The 20492-nt window shown below is 53.0% G+C and carries 21 protein-coding genes; 9 read left to right on the forward strand and 12 right to left on the reverse strand.

All coding sequences use genetic code 11. From position 1 onward, the window contains the following. Positions 1-30: 30 nt before the first annotated feature. Positions 31-1179 carry a chromate efflux transporter gene (chrA, locus tag SIL79_RS02965; RefSeq protein ID WP_319618959.1) on the reverse strand — a complete coding sequence of 383 codons (1149 nt, stop codon included), beginning with the start codon at positions 1177-1179 and terminating at the stop codon, positions 31-33. A gap of 617 nt (positions 1180-1796) precedes the next feature. Between chrA and SIL79_RS02970 the strand changes: the two genes are divergently transcribed. Genes SIL79_RS02970 through SIL79_RS02985 form a run of 4 tightly spaced genes read left to right on the forward strand, consistent with a single transcriptional unit; the run spans position 1797 to position 4927 of the window. After that, positions 1797-2648, forward strand: a complete 852-nt coding sequence (locus SIL79_RS02970; RefSeq protein WP_233962640.1) for a MipA/OmpV family protein — start codon at positions 1797-1799, stop codon at positions 2646-2648. A 7-nt stretch (positions 2649-2655) separates the two neighbouring features. Continuing rightward, the gene (locus SIL79_RS02975; RefSeq protein ID WP_082014322.1) at positions 2656-3030 is read left to right on the forward strand and encodes a DUF3019 domain-containing protein; all 375 of its coding nucleotides are present in this window, start codon (positions 2656-2658) and stop codon (positions 3028-3030) included. Further along, positions 3027-3737 carry a response regulator transcription factor gene (locus tag SIL79_RS02980; RefSeq protein WP_039035037.1) on the forward strand — a complete coding sequence of 237 codons (711 nt, stop codon included), beginning with the start codon at positions 3027-3029 and terminating at the stop codon, positions 3735-3737. Before SIL79_RS02975 ends, SIL79_RS02980 begins: the two co-directional genes overlap by 4 nt. Next, the gene (locus SIL79_RS02985; protein ID WP_162206730.1) at positions 3734-4927 is read left to right on the forward strand and encodes an ATP-binding protein; all 1194 of its coding nucleotides are present in this window, start codon (positions 3734-3736) and stop codon (positions 4925-4927) included. The genes SIL79_RS02980 and SIL79_RS02985 overlap by 4 nt, the downstream gene beginning before the upstream one ends. 11 nt (positions 4928-4938) lie before the next feature. Here SIL79_RS02985 and rlmC read toward each other — a convergent pair whose 3' ends face one another. From rlmC to SIL79_RS03000, 3 genes are all read right to left on the reverse strand, one after another. Continuing rightward, the gene (rlmC, locus tag SIL79_RS02990) at positions 4939-6072 is read right to left on the reverse strand and encodes a 23S rRNA (uracil(747)-C(5))-methyltransferase RlmC (RefSeq protein WP_319618960.1); all 1134 of its coding nucleotides are present in this window, start codon (positions 6070-6072) and stop codon (positions 4939-4941) included. 73 nt (positions 6073-6145) lie between these two features. Next, positions 6146-7333 (reverse strand): FAD-dependent oxidoreductase, encoded by a 1188-nt coding sequence (locus SIL79_RS02995; protein WP_039035039.1) that lies wholly within the window; start codon positions 7331-7333, stop codon positions 6146-6148. 13 nt (positions 7334-7346) lie between these two features. Beyond that, complete coding sequence (locus SIL79_RS03000; RefSeq protein ID WP_039035040.1) at positions 7347-7778, reverse strand: MarR family winged helix-turn-helix transcriptional regulator; 432 nt, start codon at positions 7776-7778, stop codon at positions 7347-7349. Positions 7779-7891: 113 nt separating this feature from the next. Between SIL79_RS03000 and SIL79_RS03005 the strand changes: the two genes are divergently transcribed. Further along, positions 7892-8308, forward strand: a complete 417-nt coding sequence (locus SIL79_RS03005; RefSeq protein WP_144361016.1) for an organic hydroperoxide resistance protein — start codon at positions 7892-7894, stop codon at positions 8306-8308. 227 nt (positions 8309-8535) lie between these two features. Continuing rightward, entirely contained in the window at positions 8536-8955 is a 420-nt protein-coding gene (locus SIL79_RS03010; RefSeq protein ID WP_039035042.1) for an OmpA family protein, read from the forward strand. 141 nt (positions 8956-9096) lie between these two features. Here SIL79_RS03010 and SIL79_RS03015 read toward each other — a convergent pair whose 3' ends face one another. Further along, positions 9097-10989 carry a methyl-accepting chemotaxis protein gene (locus tag SIL79_RS03015; RefSeq protein ID WP_144361017.1) on the reverse strand — a complete coding sequence of 631 codons (1893 nt, stop codon included), beginning with the start codon at positions 10987-10989 and terminating at the stop codon, positions 9097-9099. 288 nt (positions 10990-11277) lie between these two features. Here SIL79_RS03015 and SIL79_RS03020 point away from each other — a divergent pair, with 288 nt between their 5' ends. Both SIL79_RS03020 and SIL79_RS03025 read left to right on the forward strand, forming a co-directional pair. Beyond that, positions 11278-12678, forward strand: coding sequence for a hypothetical protein (locus tag SIL79_RS03020; protein ID WP_039035044.1), 1401 nt, complete (start codon positions 11278-11280; stop codon positions 12676-12678). Positions 12679-12843: 165 nt separating this feature from the next. Beyond that, a complete protein-coding gene (locus SIL79_RS03025; RefSeq protein ID WP_039035045.1) occupies positions 12844-13044 on the forward strand; it encodes a hypothetical protein in 201 nt (66 codons plus the stop codon). Between the two features lie 80 nt (positions 13045-13124). On the opposite strand, the gene SIL79_RS03030 is transcribed toward SIL79_RS03025, so the two are convergent. From SIL79_RS03030 to SIL79_RS03055, 6 genes are all read right to left on the reverse strand, one after another. Beyond that, the gene (locus SIL79_RS03030) at positions 13125-13373 is read right to left on the reverse strand and encodes a hypothetical protein (protein WP_039035046.1); all 249 of its coding nucleotides are present in this window, start codon (positions 13371-13373) and stop codon (positions 13125-13127) included. 306 nt (positions 13374-13679) lie between these two features. Next, positions 13680-14114 (reverse strand): IS200/IS605 family transposase, encoded by a 435-nt coding sequence (tnpA, locus tag SIL79_RS03035; protein ID WP_234500899.1) that lies wholly within the window; start codon positions 14112-14114, stop codon positions 13680-13682. Between the two features lie 181 nt (positions 14115-14295). Next, positions 14296-15855: an alkyl hydroperoxide reductase subunit F gene (gene ahpF, locus SIL79_RS03040; protein ID WP_071476541.1), complete on the reverse strand. Its 1560-nt coding sequence runs from the start codon at positions 15853-15855 to the stop codon at positions 14296-14298. 104 nt (positions 15856-15959) lie between these two features. Then, positions 15960-16529, reverse strand: coding sequence for an alkyl hydroperoxide reductase subunit C (ahpC, locus tag SIL79_RS03045; RefSeq protein ID WP_028779456.1), 570 nt, complete (start codon positions 16527-16529; stop codon positions 15960-15962). A 190-nt stretch (positions 16530-16719) separates the two neighbouring features. Next, complete coding sequence (locus tag SIL79_RS03050; RefSeq protein WP_405130410.1) at positions 16720-18258, reverse strand: leucyl aminopeptidase; 1539 nt, start codon at positions 18256-18258, stop codon at positions 16720-16722. Positions 18259-18346: 88 nt separating this feature from the next. Continuing rightward, positions 18347-19090: a spermidine synthase gene (locus SIL79_RS03055; RefSeq protein ID WP_039035049.1), complete on the reverse strand. Its 744-nt coding sequence runs from the start codon at positions 19088-19090 to the stop codon at positions 18347-18349. Between the two features lie 93 nt (positions 19091-19183). Here SIL79_RS03055 and SIL79_RS03060 point away from each other — a divergent pair, with 93 nt between their 5' ends. After that, positions 19184-19729 carry a mechanosensitive ion channel family protein gene (locus tag SIL79_RS03060; RefSeq protein ID WP_039035050.1) on the forward strand — a complete coding sequence of 182 codons (546 nt, stop codon included), beginning with the start codon at positions 19184-19186 and terminating at the stop codon, positions 19727-19729. Here SIL79_RS03060 and SIL79_RS03065 read toward each other — a convergent pair. Next, on the reverse strand, positions 19726-20463 hold the full coding sequence (locus SIL79_RS03065; protein ID WP_221050484.1) for a dienelactone hydrolase family protein: 738 nt from the start codon (positions 20461-20463) through the stop codon (positions 19726-19728). The genes SIL79_RS03060 and SIL79_RS03065 overlap by 4 nt on opposite strands. Positions 20464-20492: the final 29 nt, after the last annotated feature.

Genomic DNA, 20492 nt, shown 5'->3' on the forward strand with positions numbered 1-20492 from the left:
AATGCCCTAGATCAAAGTTAAACCATTTGCTTACATAAAGAGAGTCAAAACAGCGCCCATAGCCGCAAAGCCGAATACCAAAAATACCAAAGATAACCGCCACAGTTTAAGCAGCATAAAGCCGGTCAACACCATGGCGATATCAACCGGACGGGTCACGGCACTGGTAAATACCGGCTGATAGAGAGCGCTCACCAGCAAACCTACGACTGTGGCATTAATCCCCATCACCATAGCCGCCATTTTCGGGCGTTCGGCAATTCCCTGCCAGCCGCGGATCACCGCCAGCAACAACAGGAAACCGGGCAGAAAAATGCCCAGCGTTGCCACCAAGGCGCCAATAAGGGCATTTTGCGGCCACAGTTCGGCCCCAAGATAAGCAGCCAAACTGAACATGGGACCGGGAAGGGCTTGCGCCAGGGCATAGCCTGTAAGGAACCTGTCATGATCTATGCTGTTTGCCAACTGACTCTCAAGCAAAGGCAGTACCACATGGCCGCCGCCGAATACCATAGCGCCGGTCTGATAAAACTGCTTAAAGAGTTCAGCCAAAGGGTGAGCAAGTAAGGGACCTGTAAGCAGCAATAAAAACAGAAATATCAATAAAGCACTCCAGTTTAGCTGCATGCTTCCCGGCTTGGCCGGCATTGGTGCATCACGATTGAGCCAGAACAATCCACTAATGGCACCGACAAACAGCAACAGCAACTGAGTCAAATTCCCCGGCCATAAAAGCAGGATCACTGTGCTCAACAAGGCCAATACCTGAGTGGTGCGGTTGCGACAAAATTGCTTGAACATCCCCCAGGCAGCATCGGCGACCACCACCACAGCCAATAACTTGAGCCCGGCAATAACCCCCTGAAATAAATCGCTGAAGAGATATTGATAGCTGCTGACAGCCAACAGAAACATCAATAGAAACGAGGGCAAAGTAAAGCCGATAAAGGCCAGTACCGCCCCGGGAAGGGCTCCGCGGCGGTAACCTATGGCAAAGCCGACCTGGCTGGACCCAGGGCCGGGCAGAAACTGACTCAAAGCCACCAAGGACGCATAATCTTTATCATCAAGCCAGCCCAACTCTTCGACAAAAGTCTTGCGAAAGTAACCTATATGCGCCGCTGGGCCACCAAAACTCACCAGTCCCAAAGAAAAGAAACGAACAAAAATCTGCCACATCTGTGTTAGCTCTATACTTGTTTGATCTGGCTCCATTGTATGACATAAGTGTGACACTTATCTTATATTCATAGGCTTAGTCTTTAGGCGTACGGCAAGACAAACAAATGAACAGGCAACTGAGAGTCAGCCATAGCCTCTCAACTAGCTGTATTTATGACAAAATAGCGGTAAATCCCCCCCTGAATCTCGACCTTCCCACACGTAGGCAAGTATATCCGTTCGGAATCAACCACAGTCTCTTGGCTGTCTTAACGCCATCGCCAGGCGCGGCCCAGCAACATAAGCAAAACATTTAATATTTATTCAATGACGGCTAACACCGAGTATGGCCATAAACCCAAAGCTACTTGGCTAAAAATAAACCGCAACAAAAACAACGACCAATAATAGTCCTACCCACAGTAAACCAACCAGCATTGAGCTGACTACCAACACTTTTGACACCTGTCAATTTTAATTGCATAGATATTCACAAAAACATCAAATACAATCACCACAAAAGAACCCAAAACATAATACTTTTGTAGCATTTTGTAACTTGGTTAAATTTTTACATACTTTTAACAATTGTTTATTTAGATTCAATGAAAGTTAGCAGGAAGTAGAAGTAAGCTATGAAGCTTTGGTGGTACGCGATATTGATGCTTGGCCTTCAGTTGCCCCTGACTGCAGCAGCTGAAGAAAATGCGACGGAAACTGTCCCTGTGGATGAGTTCAGACTCGCCCTCGCCCTGGGATATGGTCGGCTGGACAATCCCAGAGTGCATGCCAAGCCGATAGAAACCTTCCTGCTGCCATCCTGGAGCTACTACTCAAAACGCTTCTATCTGGAAAACTTCACACTGGGCTACAGCCTTCATGAGTCGGACAACTTGCTATTCGACCTGCAAACCAAGCTCAATGAAGATGGATTCTTTTTCGAGTTTGATGGGCTTAACAAGTTGTTTTTAAGCGACATCATAGGCTTCTCTCCCCACAAGGGACAGGTCGTACGCCCCAACAGTAACAGCGAACCTACCCTTAACGAAATCAAGCGCCACATCTCCTACCTGGGTGGAGTTTCCGTCACTTGGATCACCCCCTACACAGATATCAATCTGGGCTTGTTTCAGGACATTTCCGGGGTACATGACGGCAATGAGCTGCAATTCAGATTGAAAAAGAGCCTGCTCTATTCCTGGGGAGCTTTAGGATTTGAGCTAGGCGCGATTCGCAAGAGTGAATCCCTGGTGCGTTACTACTATCAGCTTACGCCGGAAGAAAGCGGCCCGCTGAGACTGAGTTACACTCCCTCGGCCAGTATCAATTATCACGCCCGTCTGCTGGTTAATCTGCCACTATGGCAGGATATCAACCTGGTGGCGATAACCGAATACACCTGGCTTGACTCGGGGATCACCAACAGTCCCATGATAGACAAGGATGGCTATCTCTCAGGTTTCATCGGTTTGAGTTATCGGTTTTGAGGCTTCTATGAGTCGATGGCTACTGTGGTTACTCATGTTGACAAGCCCCTGGGCAAGCGCCTTGGGAGAAGAGCTTTGGCTGGCACCGGATACCTGCGCCATGACCAATCAGGAATCGGAATGCAGGCTGCAACTGCAACTCGAATTTCACAGCCAACAGCCTCGCTCTCTGTGCCTTTGGCTGGCCCACAGCACGGCACCTTTGACCTGTTTTCATCAACGCCGAGACTTCAGTTACAAGCTGCAATTGAGCCTGGTCAGGGATACGCTTATCGAGCTCAGGGATCAGCAAAACCGCACAGTTGCCAGCCGCTTGCTCAGAGTGGCTATCTATGAGCCCGTCAGCCGCAGACGGCGGGGCCTGAGTTGGGATCTGCTATGAAAGAAAAAATACTCCTGATCGAGGATGATCTGCCACTGGCTGAGCTTATTTGCACCTATCTGGCCAACGAAGGTTTCGAGCTGGTTCATCTGGACAATGCCGAAGCCGCACTCGCCCGTCAGGACAGTGACAGTTTCAGCCTGATCCTTTGCGATGTAATGCTGCCCGGTGAAGATGGCTTTTGTATCTACCCTCGTTTGGCGGCCTGTTATCTCTGCCCGCTGATATTCCTCACCGCCCGCGATAGTGAAGGCGATCAGATCCTGGGGTTGGAGCTCGGCGCCTGTGACTACCTACTCAAGCCTGTGGTGCCTCCCTTGCTGCTGGCACGAATACGTACTCAACTTCGTAACCGGCAACAGCTACCCGGACGTAAAGCTTTGTGTCTGCATGATCTACAGCTTGACCCTAACCAGCAGCAGGTGTTTATGGCAGGCTCGGCGCTGAGCTTTACCACCAAGGAGTTTGAACTTCTGTGGGTGTTTGTTATCAATGCCGGACGAATATTGTCACGGGAGTACCTGTTTGAGCAGTTTATTGGCCGTACCTATGATGGCCTGGACAGGGCCATAGATTTGAAGGTAAGCAGGCTGCGTAAACGCCTGGATGAACTACAGATAAGCGGTCTGCAGATCACCACAGTGCATGGCAAGGGCTACCTGTTCAACTACCAGCCCAATCAAGCCATGACCAGGGCTCGGGCATGAAATTTCAGTTCTATCGACTGTTCGGATTTCTGCTGCTGTCCTGCTCTCTGCTGCTGTGGAGTTTTGGCCAGTTAACAGAACAATACCGCAGCGAAGAAGCCAGTTATTTGATCTCGGTGGACGACTTATTGCAGACCCGGGGTCAGGGCGCGCATCTGTCGACTCTTGCCGCCGGCAGTCTGGCACTGCCCACTAGCCTGAGACAGCTACTCAACGAGGGGCAGACCTTAGCGCTGCGTCACTCCAGCGGCGAGCTCTACTACTACAAGCAAGGCTCAGGCACTGAGCTGCTCAGGTTTGGCCCGGTAACAGAGAAGCAAGATAAAGAGGACATCACCAGTTTGATCTTGCTCGGTTTCTACTCCAGTCTGACCCTGGTTGCCATCTTGCTTATCTGGCCTGTGTTTCGCGATCTCCATACCCTGCAGCAAAGCGCCATTCGCTTTGGCCGTCAACCTTCGCTACAACCGCTGACCATACGTAAAAGTTCGGCTATCTTTCCGTTGGCTCAGGCGCTTTATAGCATGAGCCACCAGATAGTGAGTTTTGTCCAGATGCATAAAGAGTTATCCCATACCATCTCCCATGAAGTACGCACTCCGCTCGCGCGGATGCGCTTTGCCCTTGAGCTGAGCAAGCAACAGATGGAGCCTCAATACGCAGCGCGCCTGGCCCAGGACATAGATGAGATAGAACAGCTGGCGGCCAACTACCTCTCTTTTGCCCGCCTGGAACATAAACAGGGAGAGCTATGTCATGCATCACAATCCATCGCTGACTTTATTCAGGCGCTTGAGCAGAAATACAGCCTCTATAGCCGTGACTTCCAGATAGGATTTCACTCGGTGCCGGGCCAGGCACAATTCGATAAGACGGCAATGAATGTGGCCTGCCAAAACCTGATCCAGAACGCCATGCGTTTCGCCGAAAAAGAGATACAGGTGAGTTTCGAGCAAAGCCAAAGCCATAACTGCCTCAGAGTCGAGGATGATGGCCCTGGCTTTGAAGATAAGGGGAAAAAACTACTGGCGGCCTTTGCCAGAGATGCCAAACAAAGTGATGGCAGCGGCTTTGGCCTGGGGCTCTATATAGTGCGCAAAATTGCCATCTGGCACGGCGGCCGACTGGAGCTGAGCCGTTCGCAATCCCTGGGCGGCGCCGCCATCAGCCTTTATTGGCCAAGAGCATAGACGCCACAGTCCTAGTCACGACTCAGCAGCACCAGCACCTCATAGTGATCCGTGTGCGGGAACATATCGAATAGCTGCACCTTGCGCACACTATAGCCGCTGATAGCCGCCAGATCTTTGGCCAAAGATTCAGGGTTACAGCTGGAATAGAGCAGATGCGGCGGCGCAAAGGTCGAAATAGCCTGGCAAAGCTCTGCCCCTATACCGCGTCTCGGCGGATTGACTATCATAAGATCCGGTACTTCTCCTGCCGACTGCGCCGCAGCAAAACTGCCCGAATCCAGCGCTTTGAAGTCCACCCGCTCAAGCCCCAGCTTTTCAGCCGATAATCGGGCGCAGGCGATAGCTTCGGCCTCAATTTCAATCCCCGTAAGCTCTGTGTCTTTGCTGGCGCAGTGCAGCCCAAAACCGCCGACACCACAGAAGAGATCCCAAATAGACTCAGGCTTCAGCTCACTGACCCAGTCTTTGGCGCTCTGATAAAGGGCCGCCGCCACTTGTGGGTTGGTTTGAAAGAAACTCTTGGGGCGGATATAAAGAGGCACGCCATTGAAAGACTCCTCCAGACGCTGCGCCTCGGTAAGAAAAATCTCCTGCTCTCCTTCGAGCCTGGCCATATGAACCGGCTGCAGATTCACAGATACCAGCTTGATGGCAGGAAACTCGGCCAGTAGCTTTGGCAGCTCACGTTCAATCCTCTCGATGGATTGCCTGGAGCGCAACACAAACCTGAGCATAAAGTCGCCGCTGATTTCGGCGCGGGTCAACAACACAAACTTGAGTTCGCCCTTGGCCTTATCTACCCGATAGGGTGGGATCCCGGCCTGACGCACAAACAGCTCAAGCCGATGCAGCAAGGCCTGCATATCGGCAGGATAGAGAGGACAATCGCATAGGCTCACGGCCTCACCACTCGGGGAGACTATCCCCAGAATGGGTTGATGGGCGGCGCCGAGTGCCACCATCTTGGCCTTGTTACGAAAACCCAGGGACGGCCCGCTGACAGGAGCCAAGAGTTCAAAGGGCGTGAAGGGGCTGAGCAGCTGCGCCAACTGCTCGCTCTTGGCGGCCAGTTGTTGCGCCATTGGCGTTTCTATGTGAGTACAGGAGCGGCACTTGCCCTGCGCAAAAAAATCACATTTCACTCTGATATATCCCAAGTTTCCAATTTTGCCCGGCGGCAAAAGCGGCACACTTTAGCCTGTTTCCCCCTAAAAATCATCCCAGCATCAGCTTGTCGACATCCGCTTTGGGGCTGCGTTTGCCAAGTACCTTGCTTATCTCTGCCGTCACCGCCTTGGCAGTGGCACGAAAGGTGGTTAACTTACCGCCGTATAGTGTCAGCAACCTGGGATGAGAATAACGCTGGTACAATTGTACCTCCCGCGGCCGCCCAAAGGCATCGCCATCGCCCTTGGGCAGCACCCGCATGCCACTGAAATGCGCCAATACCTTGGCTTCAAGCGCCTCTGTAGTGACAGAACCCATAAAACTGCCAGAATTTCCAAAATAGTGCCGATAGATCCCCAGCAGATAAGCTATCTCCTCTCGGGTGATCTGCGGAACCGGTCCCTGGCAGAGGGTTTCCGTGGTGCCTATCAGCGTCTTGCCGTACCAAGGCATCACGAATACCACCCGTTCATCGAAACAAGACTCCAGATAGAGCACCCCGGGCGGCGCAGGAATATCCAGAAGCAAATGACTCCCCTGCACCCAGTCTATTGCCGTCTGGGCTATGGGCGGTGTCACCCGCGCCAGCAGTTCGTTGACAAAGGCGCCGGCGGCGTTGACCAGAAAGCGGCAGTGCAGCATTTTGTCGCCATCCGCATCCCGATAACTCAGCTTACATCCCTGAGGCTCATGCTCTATCGTCAAACACTCGGCGCCCTCACGGATATCGGCACCGAGCAGCCTGGCGCTGTCGGCCACCGCCTTGGTCAGCAAGGCATCATCCGTCTGGGCATCCCAGTATTGGAACATATGGGTCATTCCTGCCAGCTTGAGTCCGGGAAAGCTCCCCCAGGCCCTGGCCGGCAGACTACGAAAACGGCCCAAGCGGTCAAACTCGCTCAGCAAGCCGTAGAGGCTGAGACCAGCCCTGAGGGTCAAGGCGCCGCGGCGACTGTCGCGATAAACCGGGATAAAGAAAGGAACAGCCTTGACCAGTGTCGGCGCCAGACGTAATAACTCACGCCGGGCCCGCAGCGATTCACGCACCAGATCCAGTTGCCCGGACTCAAGGTAACGTAAGCCGCCATGGATCAGTTTGCTGGACTGGGAGGAGGTGCCTGCCGCCAGAGTGGACTTTTCCAATAGCACCACGGAATAACCGGCTGCCGCGGCGCACTGCGCCACCGCCACGCCGGAGATGCCGCCACCTATAATTGCCAGATCAACCTGTTCCATCAGCCTCTTTCCGTTAACGTTCCAATTGCTGCCATAGGGTGTCACACAAGCTTTTCAGTTGCTGCAACTCCTCCCGCGGCATGGCGCTGCGACACAGCATCTGCTCGGGCACATCGACGGCGCGCGCTTGCAAAGCCAGTCCGGCATCGGTGAGCGTCAATACCCGCACCCGCTCGTCCTGTTCACTGCGGCCTCTTAACAGCAAGCCTTTTGTTTCCAGGCGTTTGAGCAAGGGCGTCAAGGTGCCTGAGTCCAGATGCAAACGCTCACCCAGCGCCTTGACACTGATGCCCTTGTGTTGCCAAAGCACCAGCATGGCCAGATATTGCGGGTAGGTAAGATCCAGGGCATCCAGCACAGGCCGGTAGGCCCGCACCATAGCATTGGCGGCACTGTATAGCGAAAAGCAAACCTGGTTTTCCAGGCACAGGGGCTCGTTTGACATATGCAAACCCTAAACACAATTTAATTGTGCACAATATACTTGCTTCAAAAACAAATATCGACATATCATTGCCAGCAACTATATTGCGCACAACTTAAATTAAGGAAACTATTATGCTCTATCACACTCAAGCCACAGCCAAAGCCGGCCGCAACGGCGAAGTAGCCACCCATGACGGTGCCCTGTCCTTGACCTTAAGCTATCCCAAGGAGATGGGCGGGACAGGAGCCGGGGCCAATCCGGAACAGCTGTTTGCCGCCGGTTACGCCGCCTGTTTCTCCAACGCCATTTTACATGTGGCGCGCCTGGGCAAAATCAAGCTTACCAGCGCTCCTGTCATGGCCGATGTCGGCCTGGTCAGTCAAGATGGCGGGTTTGGGCTAAAGGTATCTCTGACTGTCACTCTACCGCTTGCACAAGCCGAGGCCGAAGCCTTGGTGATCAAGGCCCACAGTGTTTGCCCCTACTCCAATGCCACCCGCAACAACCTTGATGTGGGGCTCACTGTGAATGACATTAAGATCAACTGAAGCTCTGATATTATTCAGTCAATTTCTTGGCAAGATATAAATAAATGTCGCAGCAATTGAAATTATATTTATTGCGACATTTTTCCGTCATTCGTTCTGTATTATGACGCTGTCATTCAGCAAAGGTTGATATTCATATAAAATTGATTTCCCCTGAACAATCGATTAAATTTGCGCCTCAAAAGTGGACAAGAACAATAATAAAGTCATAGTCAAAGGAGAATGATATGCGCGCCCTGATTCTGGGATTACTGCTGTTTACCGGCGCGACCCAAGCCACCTGTGAGAAAAGCGTTCTGCTTGGCAATGTTGATTATGCCAAGAACAGCTCTTATTTCAGTAGCCGGGATTCTTTGCAACTGGATAAAATTGTTGCCGATAATAGTGATAATTCAAGCGGCTATCTGTTATTGGAATTCAATATGGATAATTCTATCGGTGATGAAGAATTACAAAAATATAATATGTGGCTTGCCAATAGACGAATTGAACGGGTTAAAGAGTATTTAACCGCAGCACACTTCTCTCACCCCATAGTCACCCGTATTCGCACGGCAACCCATAAAGACAATCGCGAAGTGAGTCTGCATTGGTGTAATAACCAACAAATGATGGCGACCATAGAAAAACCGCGCAGCGCCGAGTAACGCCGTTTTTTCTGGTGATATTGATAAGCGGCGACGAGCTTACCGGCCCTATAGTCCCAACCGTTCCCCTTACTATCAGCGCTTATCCGCCATCACTCTCGGTTATGAATAACCCAGAGTGATGGCAGCCAGTGACTGCCACTAAAGTTTAAAACGCCCCACTTCACGGCGCAGCGAGTCTGACAACTCCGCCAACTCTTGCGCTTTGACAGTGGCACTGTTGGCCTCCTGTGACAAGGTATGAGAAACCTCACGAATCGACTCGGTATTACGGTTGATTTCGCTGGTAACAGAGGTCTGCTCTTCGGCCGCTGTAGCTATCTGGCTGGCCATATCGGATATCTGGGTAATCGCTTGGCTTATCTGCGCCAAACTGGCACTGGCCGATTCGGCATCCATCACACTGGTTTCAGCCATCTGATGACTTTGAGCCATGGAGTTCACTGCCTTGGCAGCGGTTTTTTGCAAGGTCTCAATCATGGTCTGGATCTCTTGTGTCGACGCGTGAGTACGCTGCGACAACACCCTGACTTCATCGGCCACCACGGCAAAGCCACGCCCCTGCTCACCGGCTCTGGCGGCTTCGATAGCGGCGTTCAAAGCCAATAGATTAGTCTGCTCGGCTATACCGCTGATGGTCAGCAAAATGCTGTTGATCTTCTGTGAGTGCTCATTGAGCTCGGCGATGATCTGACTGGCGGTATCCACTTCCTGCGCCAAACCGCGAATCGACTCCTGGCTCTGCAGCACCTGCTGTTGCCCACTGCCTGCAAGGCCGACCGCCGACTGCGCCGTCTGTGCCGTCAGTTCGGCATTGCTGGCGATCTCCTCGGTAGCACTGGCCATTTCGGTCACAGCAGTTGCCACCATAGTGACTTCGTCCTGCTGTACTTCGATACTCTGGCTATTACTCTCGGCTGAATAGCGGGTCTCCTGTGCCTGGCCAGCCAACTGCTGGGCTATATCACTCATACGAGAAATCATGCCGTGCAGGCGTTCAACAAAACGATTAAAACCGGCGGCGAGCATGCCTATCTCATCGTGCTGATTACGGGTCTCGATGCGGACCGAGAGGTCCCCTTCCCCTTCAGCAATATCGTTGAGCGCCTTGGCCAGACGTTCCAGATCGCGGAACTGGCTCTTGAACACCAATACCAGCAACAGACCAAAGCCCACCAAAAACAACACGCCCACCGCCGACATCCACCATGCCAGCTCGGTGGCCTCGGCCATGATGCTGGCCTTATCCATCACAAACATCAGTGCCCAATCTGTGTGAGGCACAGCCGCCAGGTAAAACAGCTTGCTGCTGCCGTCGAATGCCATCTCATCCAGGGTATTGGCGCTGATCCTGGCGCTGAGCCACTGAGGATTGAAGGCACTGCCAAGGCGGCTGAACTGCTGGCCGTTCAGCTCCTTGTCCGGATGGCTGATAATCAAGCCTGAGCGCTCAAGCATCACGGCATAGCCGTCACCCGGCACCTTGAGGGTTCGCACCGCATCTGTCAGTTGATCTATGGTGAGGTTAGCCGCTACCACGCCCTGCAGGCGACCGCTGTTCATTACCGGCTCGGCTATGGTGACCACCAGTTTTTGCAATGTGGCACTGACATAAGGCGCCGTCATTATCATGGCTCCTTCCCGCTTGGCATCCTGATACCAAGGGCGAACCCGGGGATCATAACCGGCCGTATTCAGGCTGGGATCCTGACGGTACATGTTGCCCTGCTCATCGCCGTAGTAGGTCAGCGCAAAACCGCTGGCCTCATGGGCCTGCATCAGAAAAGGGGTGATATTGACCTCAGAGTTCCGCTGTAGCGTGCCCTTGAGACTGCTGACCGCCTGTTGTCTGTCATACATCCACTGCCCTATGCCGCCGGCAAAAGTGGTCGCCAATTGATCGACCTCGCGCTGGGTTCGCTGCATGGCATTATCACGAATGGAAGAGGAGGAAAGGCCAACCAGGGCGGCAACCGTAAGCAAAACGGCGCCCAAACTGACCAGCAGTAAGCGGGTTTTAAGCGTGAACTGCATAAGAGGTCCTATAAATTTTTAGGGTGAAGTAAAAGTTTAGCGGCAAAAAAGTAAATTACTGAAGTCGCTTACCACAATGGCACTATTCGAATGCGGTTTTATTACTCAAAGCTTAACAAATGTCCATGTGTCTCACTTTAAGGACTTTTTCGAGTCTGCTAACAGTTTTGATGCTGCTTTATCATGAATACCAAGGCCTTGGAGTAAAGTATTCGTAGGGCACTTGTAGCCTGAACCGGGCTATGGGTCATTCAGATACAATTTAATCCCTCTTACACAGGTAAGCTTATGTTAAGAACCTTCTTTCTCTGCCTGTTACTGAGTTTCAGCGCAGGCCTTGCCGCAACCGAAAATTCGGCATCGCAGATCCAGTGGCAACAGGTGGATCAGCAAGGGCAGATCAAAATTCCTTTATATTTTGTCTGGTCCAAGACCTGCCCCCACTGCGCCGAAGCGCATCCATTCATCGACTCTCTACCGAAGCGCTATCCCTGGATAGAGCTGCACTCTGTGATGGTGGGCGCCGAAGGCACTCAGGAGCTGTGGCAACAGTTGGCCACAGAGACAGGAACAGAAGCCCGCTCAGTGCCCTATATGGCTACCTGTGGCAAGGCGATAGTTGGTTATTCCAGTGAAGAGGTGACGGGCCAGTTCCTACTCAACCGCCTCAAAAACTGCTATCTGCAGGCGGGCGGCCAGTTGAGCCCGGAAGATATGCCGGGGCAAACAAGCACTCAGGCAAGCACAGGTTCACCCCAGGCGCCGCTATTCGGCACCTGCGCCAATGACGGTGGCGACGGCACCTGTGATGCCACGGCTCTGGCGGCAGAGCCCGAAGTTCAGCCGGTAGAGTTGCCTCTGGTTGGGGTGGTGACACCTGAAACCATGTCGCTGCCAATCCTGACGCTGGTTCTGGCCGGTGTTGATGCCTTTAACCCCTGCGCCTTCTTTGTGCTCTTATTCCTGCTGTCCATCATGGTCAATGCCAAGAGCCGCGGCCGTATGCTGCTGGTTGGTGGCATCTTCGTGTTCTTCTCGGGCTTTATTTACTTCCTGTTTATGACCGCCTGGCTCAACATCTTCCAGCTGTTGGGCGCCGGCAGTGATGGCGGGATGATTATTCTGGCGGCGGGGATCCTGGCGCTGATAGCAGGCACTATCAACATCAAAGACTACTTCTTTACCAAGGGGGAAGTGACCCTCTCCATGTCGGCGGAAAACCGCAGCGGGCTTATCAAGCGCATGGGTAAGCTATCCAGCGCCTCCAGTTTGGCGACCATGATAGCCGGCACCACAGTACTGGCGATTCTGGCCAACGCCTATGAACTCTTGTGTACTGCGGGCTTCCCTATGATCTACACCAGTGTGCTCTCCATGCATAATCTGCCAAGCTTTGAGCGCTATATGTACCTGGTGCTGTACAACATCGTCTACGTTATCCCACTGGCCATCATAGTGATCGCCTTCAGCATGACTCTCGGCAAGCGCAAGCTGACCGAGAAAGAAGGCCAGACCCTGAAGCTGATGTCCGGCATCATGATGTTGGGATTGGGCGGCACCCTGGCGGTCAACCCGGCGGCGCTGCAGAGCGTCAGCCTGGCATTGGGGCTGATTATCGGTGCCATAGTCGTCACCATACTGATTGTCAGCATTAGAAAACTGTTGGAGCGCCGCCGTAAGGCCGCTTGATAGGTCACTCCTTGAGGTATAGACCCGCAGCACAAAGCCGAGTCGCCCATTGGTGGCTTGGCTTTTTGCCCAACAAGCGGGAATTAGACTAAAGTTAAGGCTATTGACGCCGATAACAGTATCATGCCCGAGTCCCAACGTGACTCATTAACCCAGAGGAAAGCCATGACAGTTTCTCTCAACTCCCAGCCACTGCCGGTCAATATGGATACCGGCGCTGTCGGTGTTAAAGTCGCGCAACTGGCCAAACAGCAACAGGAAGCCGAAGGCGAAATCGCGCTGCAACTTATTCAGGCCGCCACACCGGCACAGGAACCAGCCGCTCCGGTTGGTAACATAGGCCACAATATCAATACCACAGCCTGATATTCCCAAGGTTCTGGCGATAAAAGCAAAAAACCGGCAAAGCCGGTTTTTTATTGTGGATACATGGGTGAACCTAAGACTCACTTATGCTGCGCCAATGCCTCTTTCAGCGCCTGGCGCGTCGCGGTATCCTGCTGCCTTTGCTGTTCCTGCTGATGACGACGTAAGTTGTCTTCCGCCTGACGCACACACTGATTGTGCTCCTGCCAACCATCGGCAACCGCTTCGTCAGAACGGGCAGAGCAGAGAATATCGGCGCAGCCGCCGAGACTCTCCAAACCCAACAGCAAAGGCAACAAGGCGCTCTTTACCAAATAAGATGCAGACATTGTTATTTACTCCAAACCCGGAATGCCAAGGCAATCGAGTGGCAAGGTCATTTTCCACCAACCGGCATTGACCCTAAACGGTTTAAATTAACCCACAGAGACTGACGCTCAGCTGAACCAAAGGTTTACCTTAGGGAAGTGCTTCTTGCAAAGGAGTAGGGCCATTTGCTGCTAACCACGCCTTGCATCCAGGCCTGTAAGCCGACACAGAGCACACATGGGACTTGTTCGCCCCCTTCCTTAGAGTAAAGAATCCACCTTCTGAAGAAGGTGGCTTTGTATATGCCCCCTCAAAGGGGGCGTTGTTTACTCCAGCGTTAACTGAGTTTGCTCCTGCTTTTCTTCTTTCTCTTGATGCCGGACATAACGCCTTATTATCTCTTCATTTATTCCAACCGTATCGACAAAGTATCCTCGCTGCCAAAAATGGTTACCCCACATTTTGTTCTTCCTCAAGTATGGATATTTACTAAATAGTTTTAGTGCTATTTTGCCTTTGAGCGCTCCCATCAGTCTTGATATCGATAACTTTGGCGGAACTTTTATAACTAAATGAACATGGTCTACCTGAACATTTAACTCTACTACTTTGCACCCAAGTTGCTCACTGTAAACGTGAATACAGCGGTAAACGTCCTTACCTACTTTGTTTTTGAGAATCCTAAAACGGTACTTTGGAGTCCAAACTATATGATATTGACATCGCCAATACACATGCGATGCTTGCTCGTATCTACTCATGCTTTTTGTCCTTTGACTTCGCTAAAAATCAAAAGAGCAATTAGCATGGGTAGCCTTTACAGGCCAAGCCTAAATTGATGATAACCACCTACTGAAGTAGGTGGTTTAGGGGCTGAAAACAAAAAGAAGCCGGCACTTGGCCGGCTTCTGTGTTGCTAAAGGCTGTTGAGTGGTTAACCCATCAAGCCGCTGCCGATTCATCCTCTGAATGGCGGATCAGGTAGTCAAAGGCTCCCAGAGAGGCGGTCGCACCGCTACCCATAGCGATGATGATCTGCTTGTAGGCCGAGTTAGTCACGTCACCGGCGGCAAACACCCCTGGCAATGAAGTCTGACCGCGTTCATCGACAATGATTTCACCGCGCGGGGTCAACTCCACAGTACCACGCAACCATTCAGTATTGGGCACCAGACCTATCTGCACAAAGATACCTGCCAGCGCAATATTATGCTGCTCGCCACTGGCTCTGTCTGTGTAGTTAAGGCCGATAACCCGACTGCCATCACCAAGGACTTCAGTCGTTTGCGCCTGGGTGATAATAGTGATGTTACCCATAGATTTGGCCTTGCGCTGCAGCACATCATCGGCGCGCAATTTACTGTCAAACTCGAGTACAGTCACATGCTCAACTATGTTGGCCAGATCGATAGCCGCCTCGATACCCGAGTTACCGCCGCCAATCACCGCAACCCGTTTACCCTTGAACAGCGGGCCATCACAGTGAGGACAATAAGCCACACCGCGGCCACGATATTCCTGCTCACCGGGGACATTCATTTCCCGCCAGCGAGCTCCTGTGGCCAACAAGACAGTGCGGCTCTTGAGTAGGGCACCATTTTCCAGTTCCACTTCATAGAGGCCATTGCTGCCGAGACGAACCGCCTTCTGGTTATCCATCACATCCACTTCATAGTCGCGAACATGCTCTTCCAGATTTGCCACCAACTTGGGGCCTTCAGTCGCCTTGACCGAAATAAAGTTTTCAATGCCGACGGTTTCGCTGACCTGGCCACCGAACTTGTCGGCCAACAGCCCAGTGCGCAGTCCCTTACGGGCGGCGTAGATGGCGGCTGATGCCCCGGCAGGCCCGGCGCCAACCACCAGCACTTCGTAGGGCTTACGCTGGTTAAGGCTCTCGGCCTGGCGGGCAGAGGCATTGGTATCCAGTTTATTGAGTATCTCTTTCAGGCTGATGCGGCCGGCAGAGAAAGGCTCGCCGTTCAGATAAACCGAAGGCACGGCCATGATATTGCGCTGCTCAACCTCATCCTGGAACAAGGCACCATCTATCATGGTATTGCTGATCCGCGGGTTGATCGCCGCCATCATATTGAGCGCCTGCACCACATCCGGGCAGTTCTGGCAGCTCAGAGAGACAAAAGTTTCAAAATGATATTCCCCTGGCAGGCTGCGGATCTGCTCGATCAGCTCGGCCTCCAGCTTGATGGGATGCCCACCTGTGTGCAACAGAGCCAGCACAAGTGAGGTAAATTCGTGCCCCATGGGCAAACCGGCAAAACGTATGTCAGAGCCCTTGATTGAGGTAACTTGCATCGCCGGGGTACGGGACAATGACTGCTCGGTCACACTGACCAGGGAAGACAGCGAGGCAATATCCTGTGCCAGAGCCAACAGCTCTTTGGACTTTGGGCTTTCATCTGCAGATACGACAAGTTCAACTGGTTGCTTGAGGTTCTGCAGATAGGTTTGCAGTTGATTTTTCAGATTCGCATCCAACATGATGACTCCAGAATCAGACTAAAGGAAAACAGAAATAGTGCGGGGAAAGAGGCTCCGAACCCTTGCAGGGGGAGGTTCGGAGCCTTCTGGGTCAGACTGGCAGTTTAGATTTTGCCAACCAGGTCCAGAGAAGGAGCCAGAGTTTCGTCGCCTGGCTGCCACTTGGCTGGGCAAACTTCGCCGTCGTGAGTAGCAACATATTGAGCAGCTTGGATCTTACGAACCAGTTCGCTGGCACTACGTCCGATACCCAGGTCATGGATTTCAGCGACTTTGATTTCACCTTCAGGGTTGCTGACGAAAGTACCGCGCAGGGCGACACCGTCTTCCTCAACCAGCACACCGAAGTTACGGCTGATTTCACCGGTTGGGTCACCTATCATTGGGAATTGGATCTTGTTGATGGTGTCGGAAGTATCGTGCCATGCCTTGTGAGTAAAGTGCTTGTCGGTAGACACAGAGTAAACTTCAACGCCCATGGCTTGCAGTTTTTCGTAGTGGTCAGCCATATCACCCAGTTCAGTTGGGCAAACGAAGGTAAAGTCGGCTGGATAGAAGAAAACTACAGACCACTTGCCCAGCAGATCCTGTTCGGTCAGCTCAACGAATTCACCTTTGTGGAAGGCGGTAGCTTTAAAGGGTTTGATTACAGAGTTGATGATTGACTGAGTCATTGTATGCTCCCATTTTCAGTTTGAATTGTCCGGGTCAACTTCATTGCTGCCCGTCGATGGAAGTCATATTAACCAAAGGGTTTAAAATAAGATAACGGATAAAATCTGTTGCCTTAATCGGTTTTTCAGAGGAACTTGTATCGGGAGCGAAAAAAGCGAATTACCCTTCGCTCCCGAGCAAGTTATTGATCTATTGGTTATCACTGAACTTATTCTGTTCCAACCAATGGCTCAGCAGGCGTACACCATAACCGGTAGCTCCGGCCGGAGCCAACTGAGTGTCGCTCCTGACCAGGGCATTACCGGCAATGTCCAGATGAGCCCAGGGTTGCTCACCGGCAAAACGCTTGAGAAACATCGCCGCCGAAGAAGCCCCGGCGCTACCTTCACGGCCTGTGTTGGTTAAGTCCGCTATGCTGGAATGCAACTCTTCGCCGTAGGCCGGGTCCAGCGGCAGGCGCCACAGTTTTTCCCCTACCTGCTGCCCCGCATAGGTCAGTTGCTGCACCAAAGGTTCCGAGTCACTGAACAGGCCGGCATATTCCACCCCTAGGGCACGCACCTTGGAGCCTGTGAGGGTCGCCACGTCCACTATCACTTGTGGTTGGTATTGCTCGCGGGCATACCAAAGACCATCGGCCAGCACCAGACGTCCTTCGGCGTCGGTATTGAGGACTTCAACCGTCAGCCCCTGGGCAGTCTTGATCACATCCCCGGGGATCATCGCACGGCCCGAGACCATGTTTTCCGCCAGCGGCATGATACCCACCAGGTTAACCGGCGCCTTGGCGGCGGCCATGGCCTTGACCGTTCCCAACACTGTGGCGGCGCCGGCCATATCTGACTTCATCCGTGCAATCGAGGTGCCGGTCGCCTTGATGTTATAACCGCCCGAGTCAAAGGTAATCCCCTTCCCCACCAGCGCCACCGGAGCATCATCACTGCCTTGCCAGTGTGCGACTACCAACCTTGGGCCACGCTCACTGCCTTTGCCCACGGCCAGCAGCGCCCCCATATTGAGCTTGGCCAGGTCTTTGGGCTCCAACACCTTAACCTTGACGCCAAAACGCTTGAGTTCCTTGGCCGCATCGGCAAAGGACTCGGGATAGAGTTCGGCGGCAGGTTTGTTGGTCAGATCCCGCGCCAGCACCACGCCATCGGCAATCGCTGCTGACTTGAGGTGATTAGTCTCGGCTACCTTGGGCTCGGCGACCGCAAAATAGTACTGTTTTTCGGTGCGCGGCTTGGCCGTAAAGTCACGATAGCGGTAGCTTGCCAGGGAGATCCCCTGGGTCAATTCGGCGATAAACCCTTGGCTATTGGGGATATCAGCGGCCCAGACAGCCACCTTGGGTTGTTTGACGGCTTCCAGATGATTTGACAGCTTGCCCCCCAGCAAAGCTGTCTTCCCCGGCGTCAGTTCAGCATCCCCAAGCCCGAGCAGCAACAGGCGCTCAGCTTGGGTACCAATGGGGGCCAGCAATTCGAGCAGATCGCCCTCCTGGCCTGTGAAGTTAGCGGCAGTAATGGCGCGCTGCAGTTGTTTGCGGGTATCTGCCTGCAAGCCTGCGGCCGAGTAGAGGGTGCCATCCTGATGCTGGAACATCACCAAGGTGTTGGCCGGGGCGACTTGAGTGGCAAACTCATACTGTTCGGCCTGTATCGTCCCAGCGCCCATAAGGCAAGATAGGGTCAGAAGTTTTACAGCTAATCTTTTGTTTTTATTCATTTGTACTGCTTATCGTTAATGAGGGCAGACAAATATAACATCAGGGCTTTTACGGACCAGCGTCCTTAACAATCCCTTACAAATTAGCCTACTGCCAGAGTTCGAAGCGACTGAGGGAGCGGCCGAGATCGCAGTCCAGAACAGCAGACAAGCCGGCGGCGCCCTGCTTTAGCCCGGCACTGGTAAAGTTTTTCGGTGTCCTTGAGGCAAACACTACCCAGTTGCCTCCCCCCGTGAGACAGGCACGCACATCGGGGAAATGCTGCTGCAGGCGCGCCAGCAGGCCTCTGTCCTGACTGTGCTCTTTCCAGCAGTTGAGCACCAGCAAACCCTCACTCTTGAGCAGCGCCAGGCTCTGCTCGATAAAGGTTTGGCTCAGCTGACCGGCGTCAACGCCTTCAGAGCCGTAAAGATCGGCGAAGATAATATCTACCTTCTTGTGCTCGGCACTGGCCAGAAACTGATTGGCATCCTGATTGATAAGGTTCAACTTTTTCGACAGTGGCAATTGAAAATGGCTCTTGGCCAACTCCAGCACCAGGGGGCGCAACTCGACCGCTGTCAGCTTGATAGCGGCATCAAAATGCCTCAGCGCATGCACCAAGGCGCCGCCGCCCAGCCCCAAAATAATGGCGCTCTTGGGTTTGAGGTACAAAAGCGCCAGCAGCATGGCCTGCACATAGGTGTGCTGCGGTACATGGGGAGCCTTTTTCAACAGTTTGCTCTGCTCGTCGTGTTCGCCGAAGGCCAAGATCCGACAGTCGCCATCATCAAGGACAGCGACGCTGCCCCATTCATCCTGTTGCTGCACTAAGGTGCGATAATCTGACATGCTTGAATAATTCTCGGTTGGGGAGTTTATCCCCTGTGACAAAGTCGCTAGTATGCCAGCAAACGCCTTATTTCTCACAGAAGCAAACGCCATATGACTCACAATATTCTGATTGCCTGCCTCTATCTCGGGGTGTTTTTCTTTCTGCAGCGGGCGCTGAAAAATGCGGTGCAAACCCTGGCGGACAAGAAACAGGTCAGCGCCGCCCGCACCAGCCTGGTGACCCGCTTTATCAGCTATCTGTTGTTCTTTGTCACTCTATCGTTGATGGCCGTTTCTCTGGGACTCGGCTATCAGGAAGTTTCACTGTTCGTGTCTTCGGCATTTGCCGTGCTGGGGGTGGCTTTGGTGGCCCAGTGGTCGATACTGAGTAACCTCACCGCCGGGGTGCTGATCTTTTTCGTGTTTCCCTACAAGGTCGGTGAGCGGATCAAAGTTGTCGACAAGGATGAGGATATTACCGGGGTATTGTTGGAAGTGGGGCTGTTTCACGTGCTTATCCGCCGCGACAACGGCGATACTGTTACCTACCCCAACAACCTGATACTGCAAAAAGCCGTACTGAAGCTGGCACCCGGCAATGCCTCGGCGCCGCAGGCACAAGAGACAACACCGGAGCAGTTACCCAAGCAGGATTAACTGAGCCTGCGCTGAAACAACGCTAACGCCTGCTGATACATCTGCAACGCCAACGCCGGGTCATAACGGGGATCGCCATCCCTCATAAAGGCGTGCTGGGCATTGAGTTCCTGCCAGCTGTATAAGGTCTGGCATTGTTCCAACCTTTGCTGGATGAGCCTGCGCCCTTCACTCGGCACATGGGGGTCCTGCTTGCCCCAGATAAGCACCAATTCGGCACGAATATCCCGGCAGCGGCTCAGAGAGTCATTCCCCGGCGCACTCGGGATAGCGCCGCTGTGAATATCTGTGGCGTAGAGACAAAATGCCGCTGCGATATCGGGATTAAGGGCGGCGCGAAATGCCAGGTGGCCGCCAACACAGACGCCCATGGCACCAATCCGTCCGCGGCTCCAGGGCTGAGCCCGAATAAAATCCACCAGCGCCTGAGTATCATCATCGTGGGCTTCCAATGGCTTGCTCAGCTTGTCGCTGTTGCCTTTGTCCTTGCCACTGTCATCATAACCAAGCACAGTGCCCGGCGGATTGAGTTCGTGAAAAATCTCCGGCACCAATACCACAAAACCGTGACCGGCCAGCATGCAAGCCATGCGGCTTATTGGCGCGGTTTCCTGAAAAATTTCCGAGTAAAAAATGATGGCGGGAAAACAACCCTCACTATCGGGACGATAGACCCGGGTTTGCATGCTGCCGCTTGCCGTCGGCAGTTGATGAAGACTCTGTGTAACCAGCATGACACCTCCCTATGAGCATCTCCCCGATG

The sequence above is a fragment of the Shewanella indica genome (assembly GCF_033842865.1).
GTDB lineage: Bacteria > Pseudomonadota > Gammaproteobacteria > Enterobacterales > Shewanellaceae > Shewanella > Shewanella indica.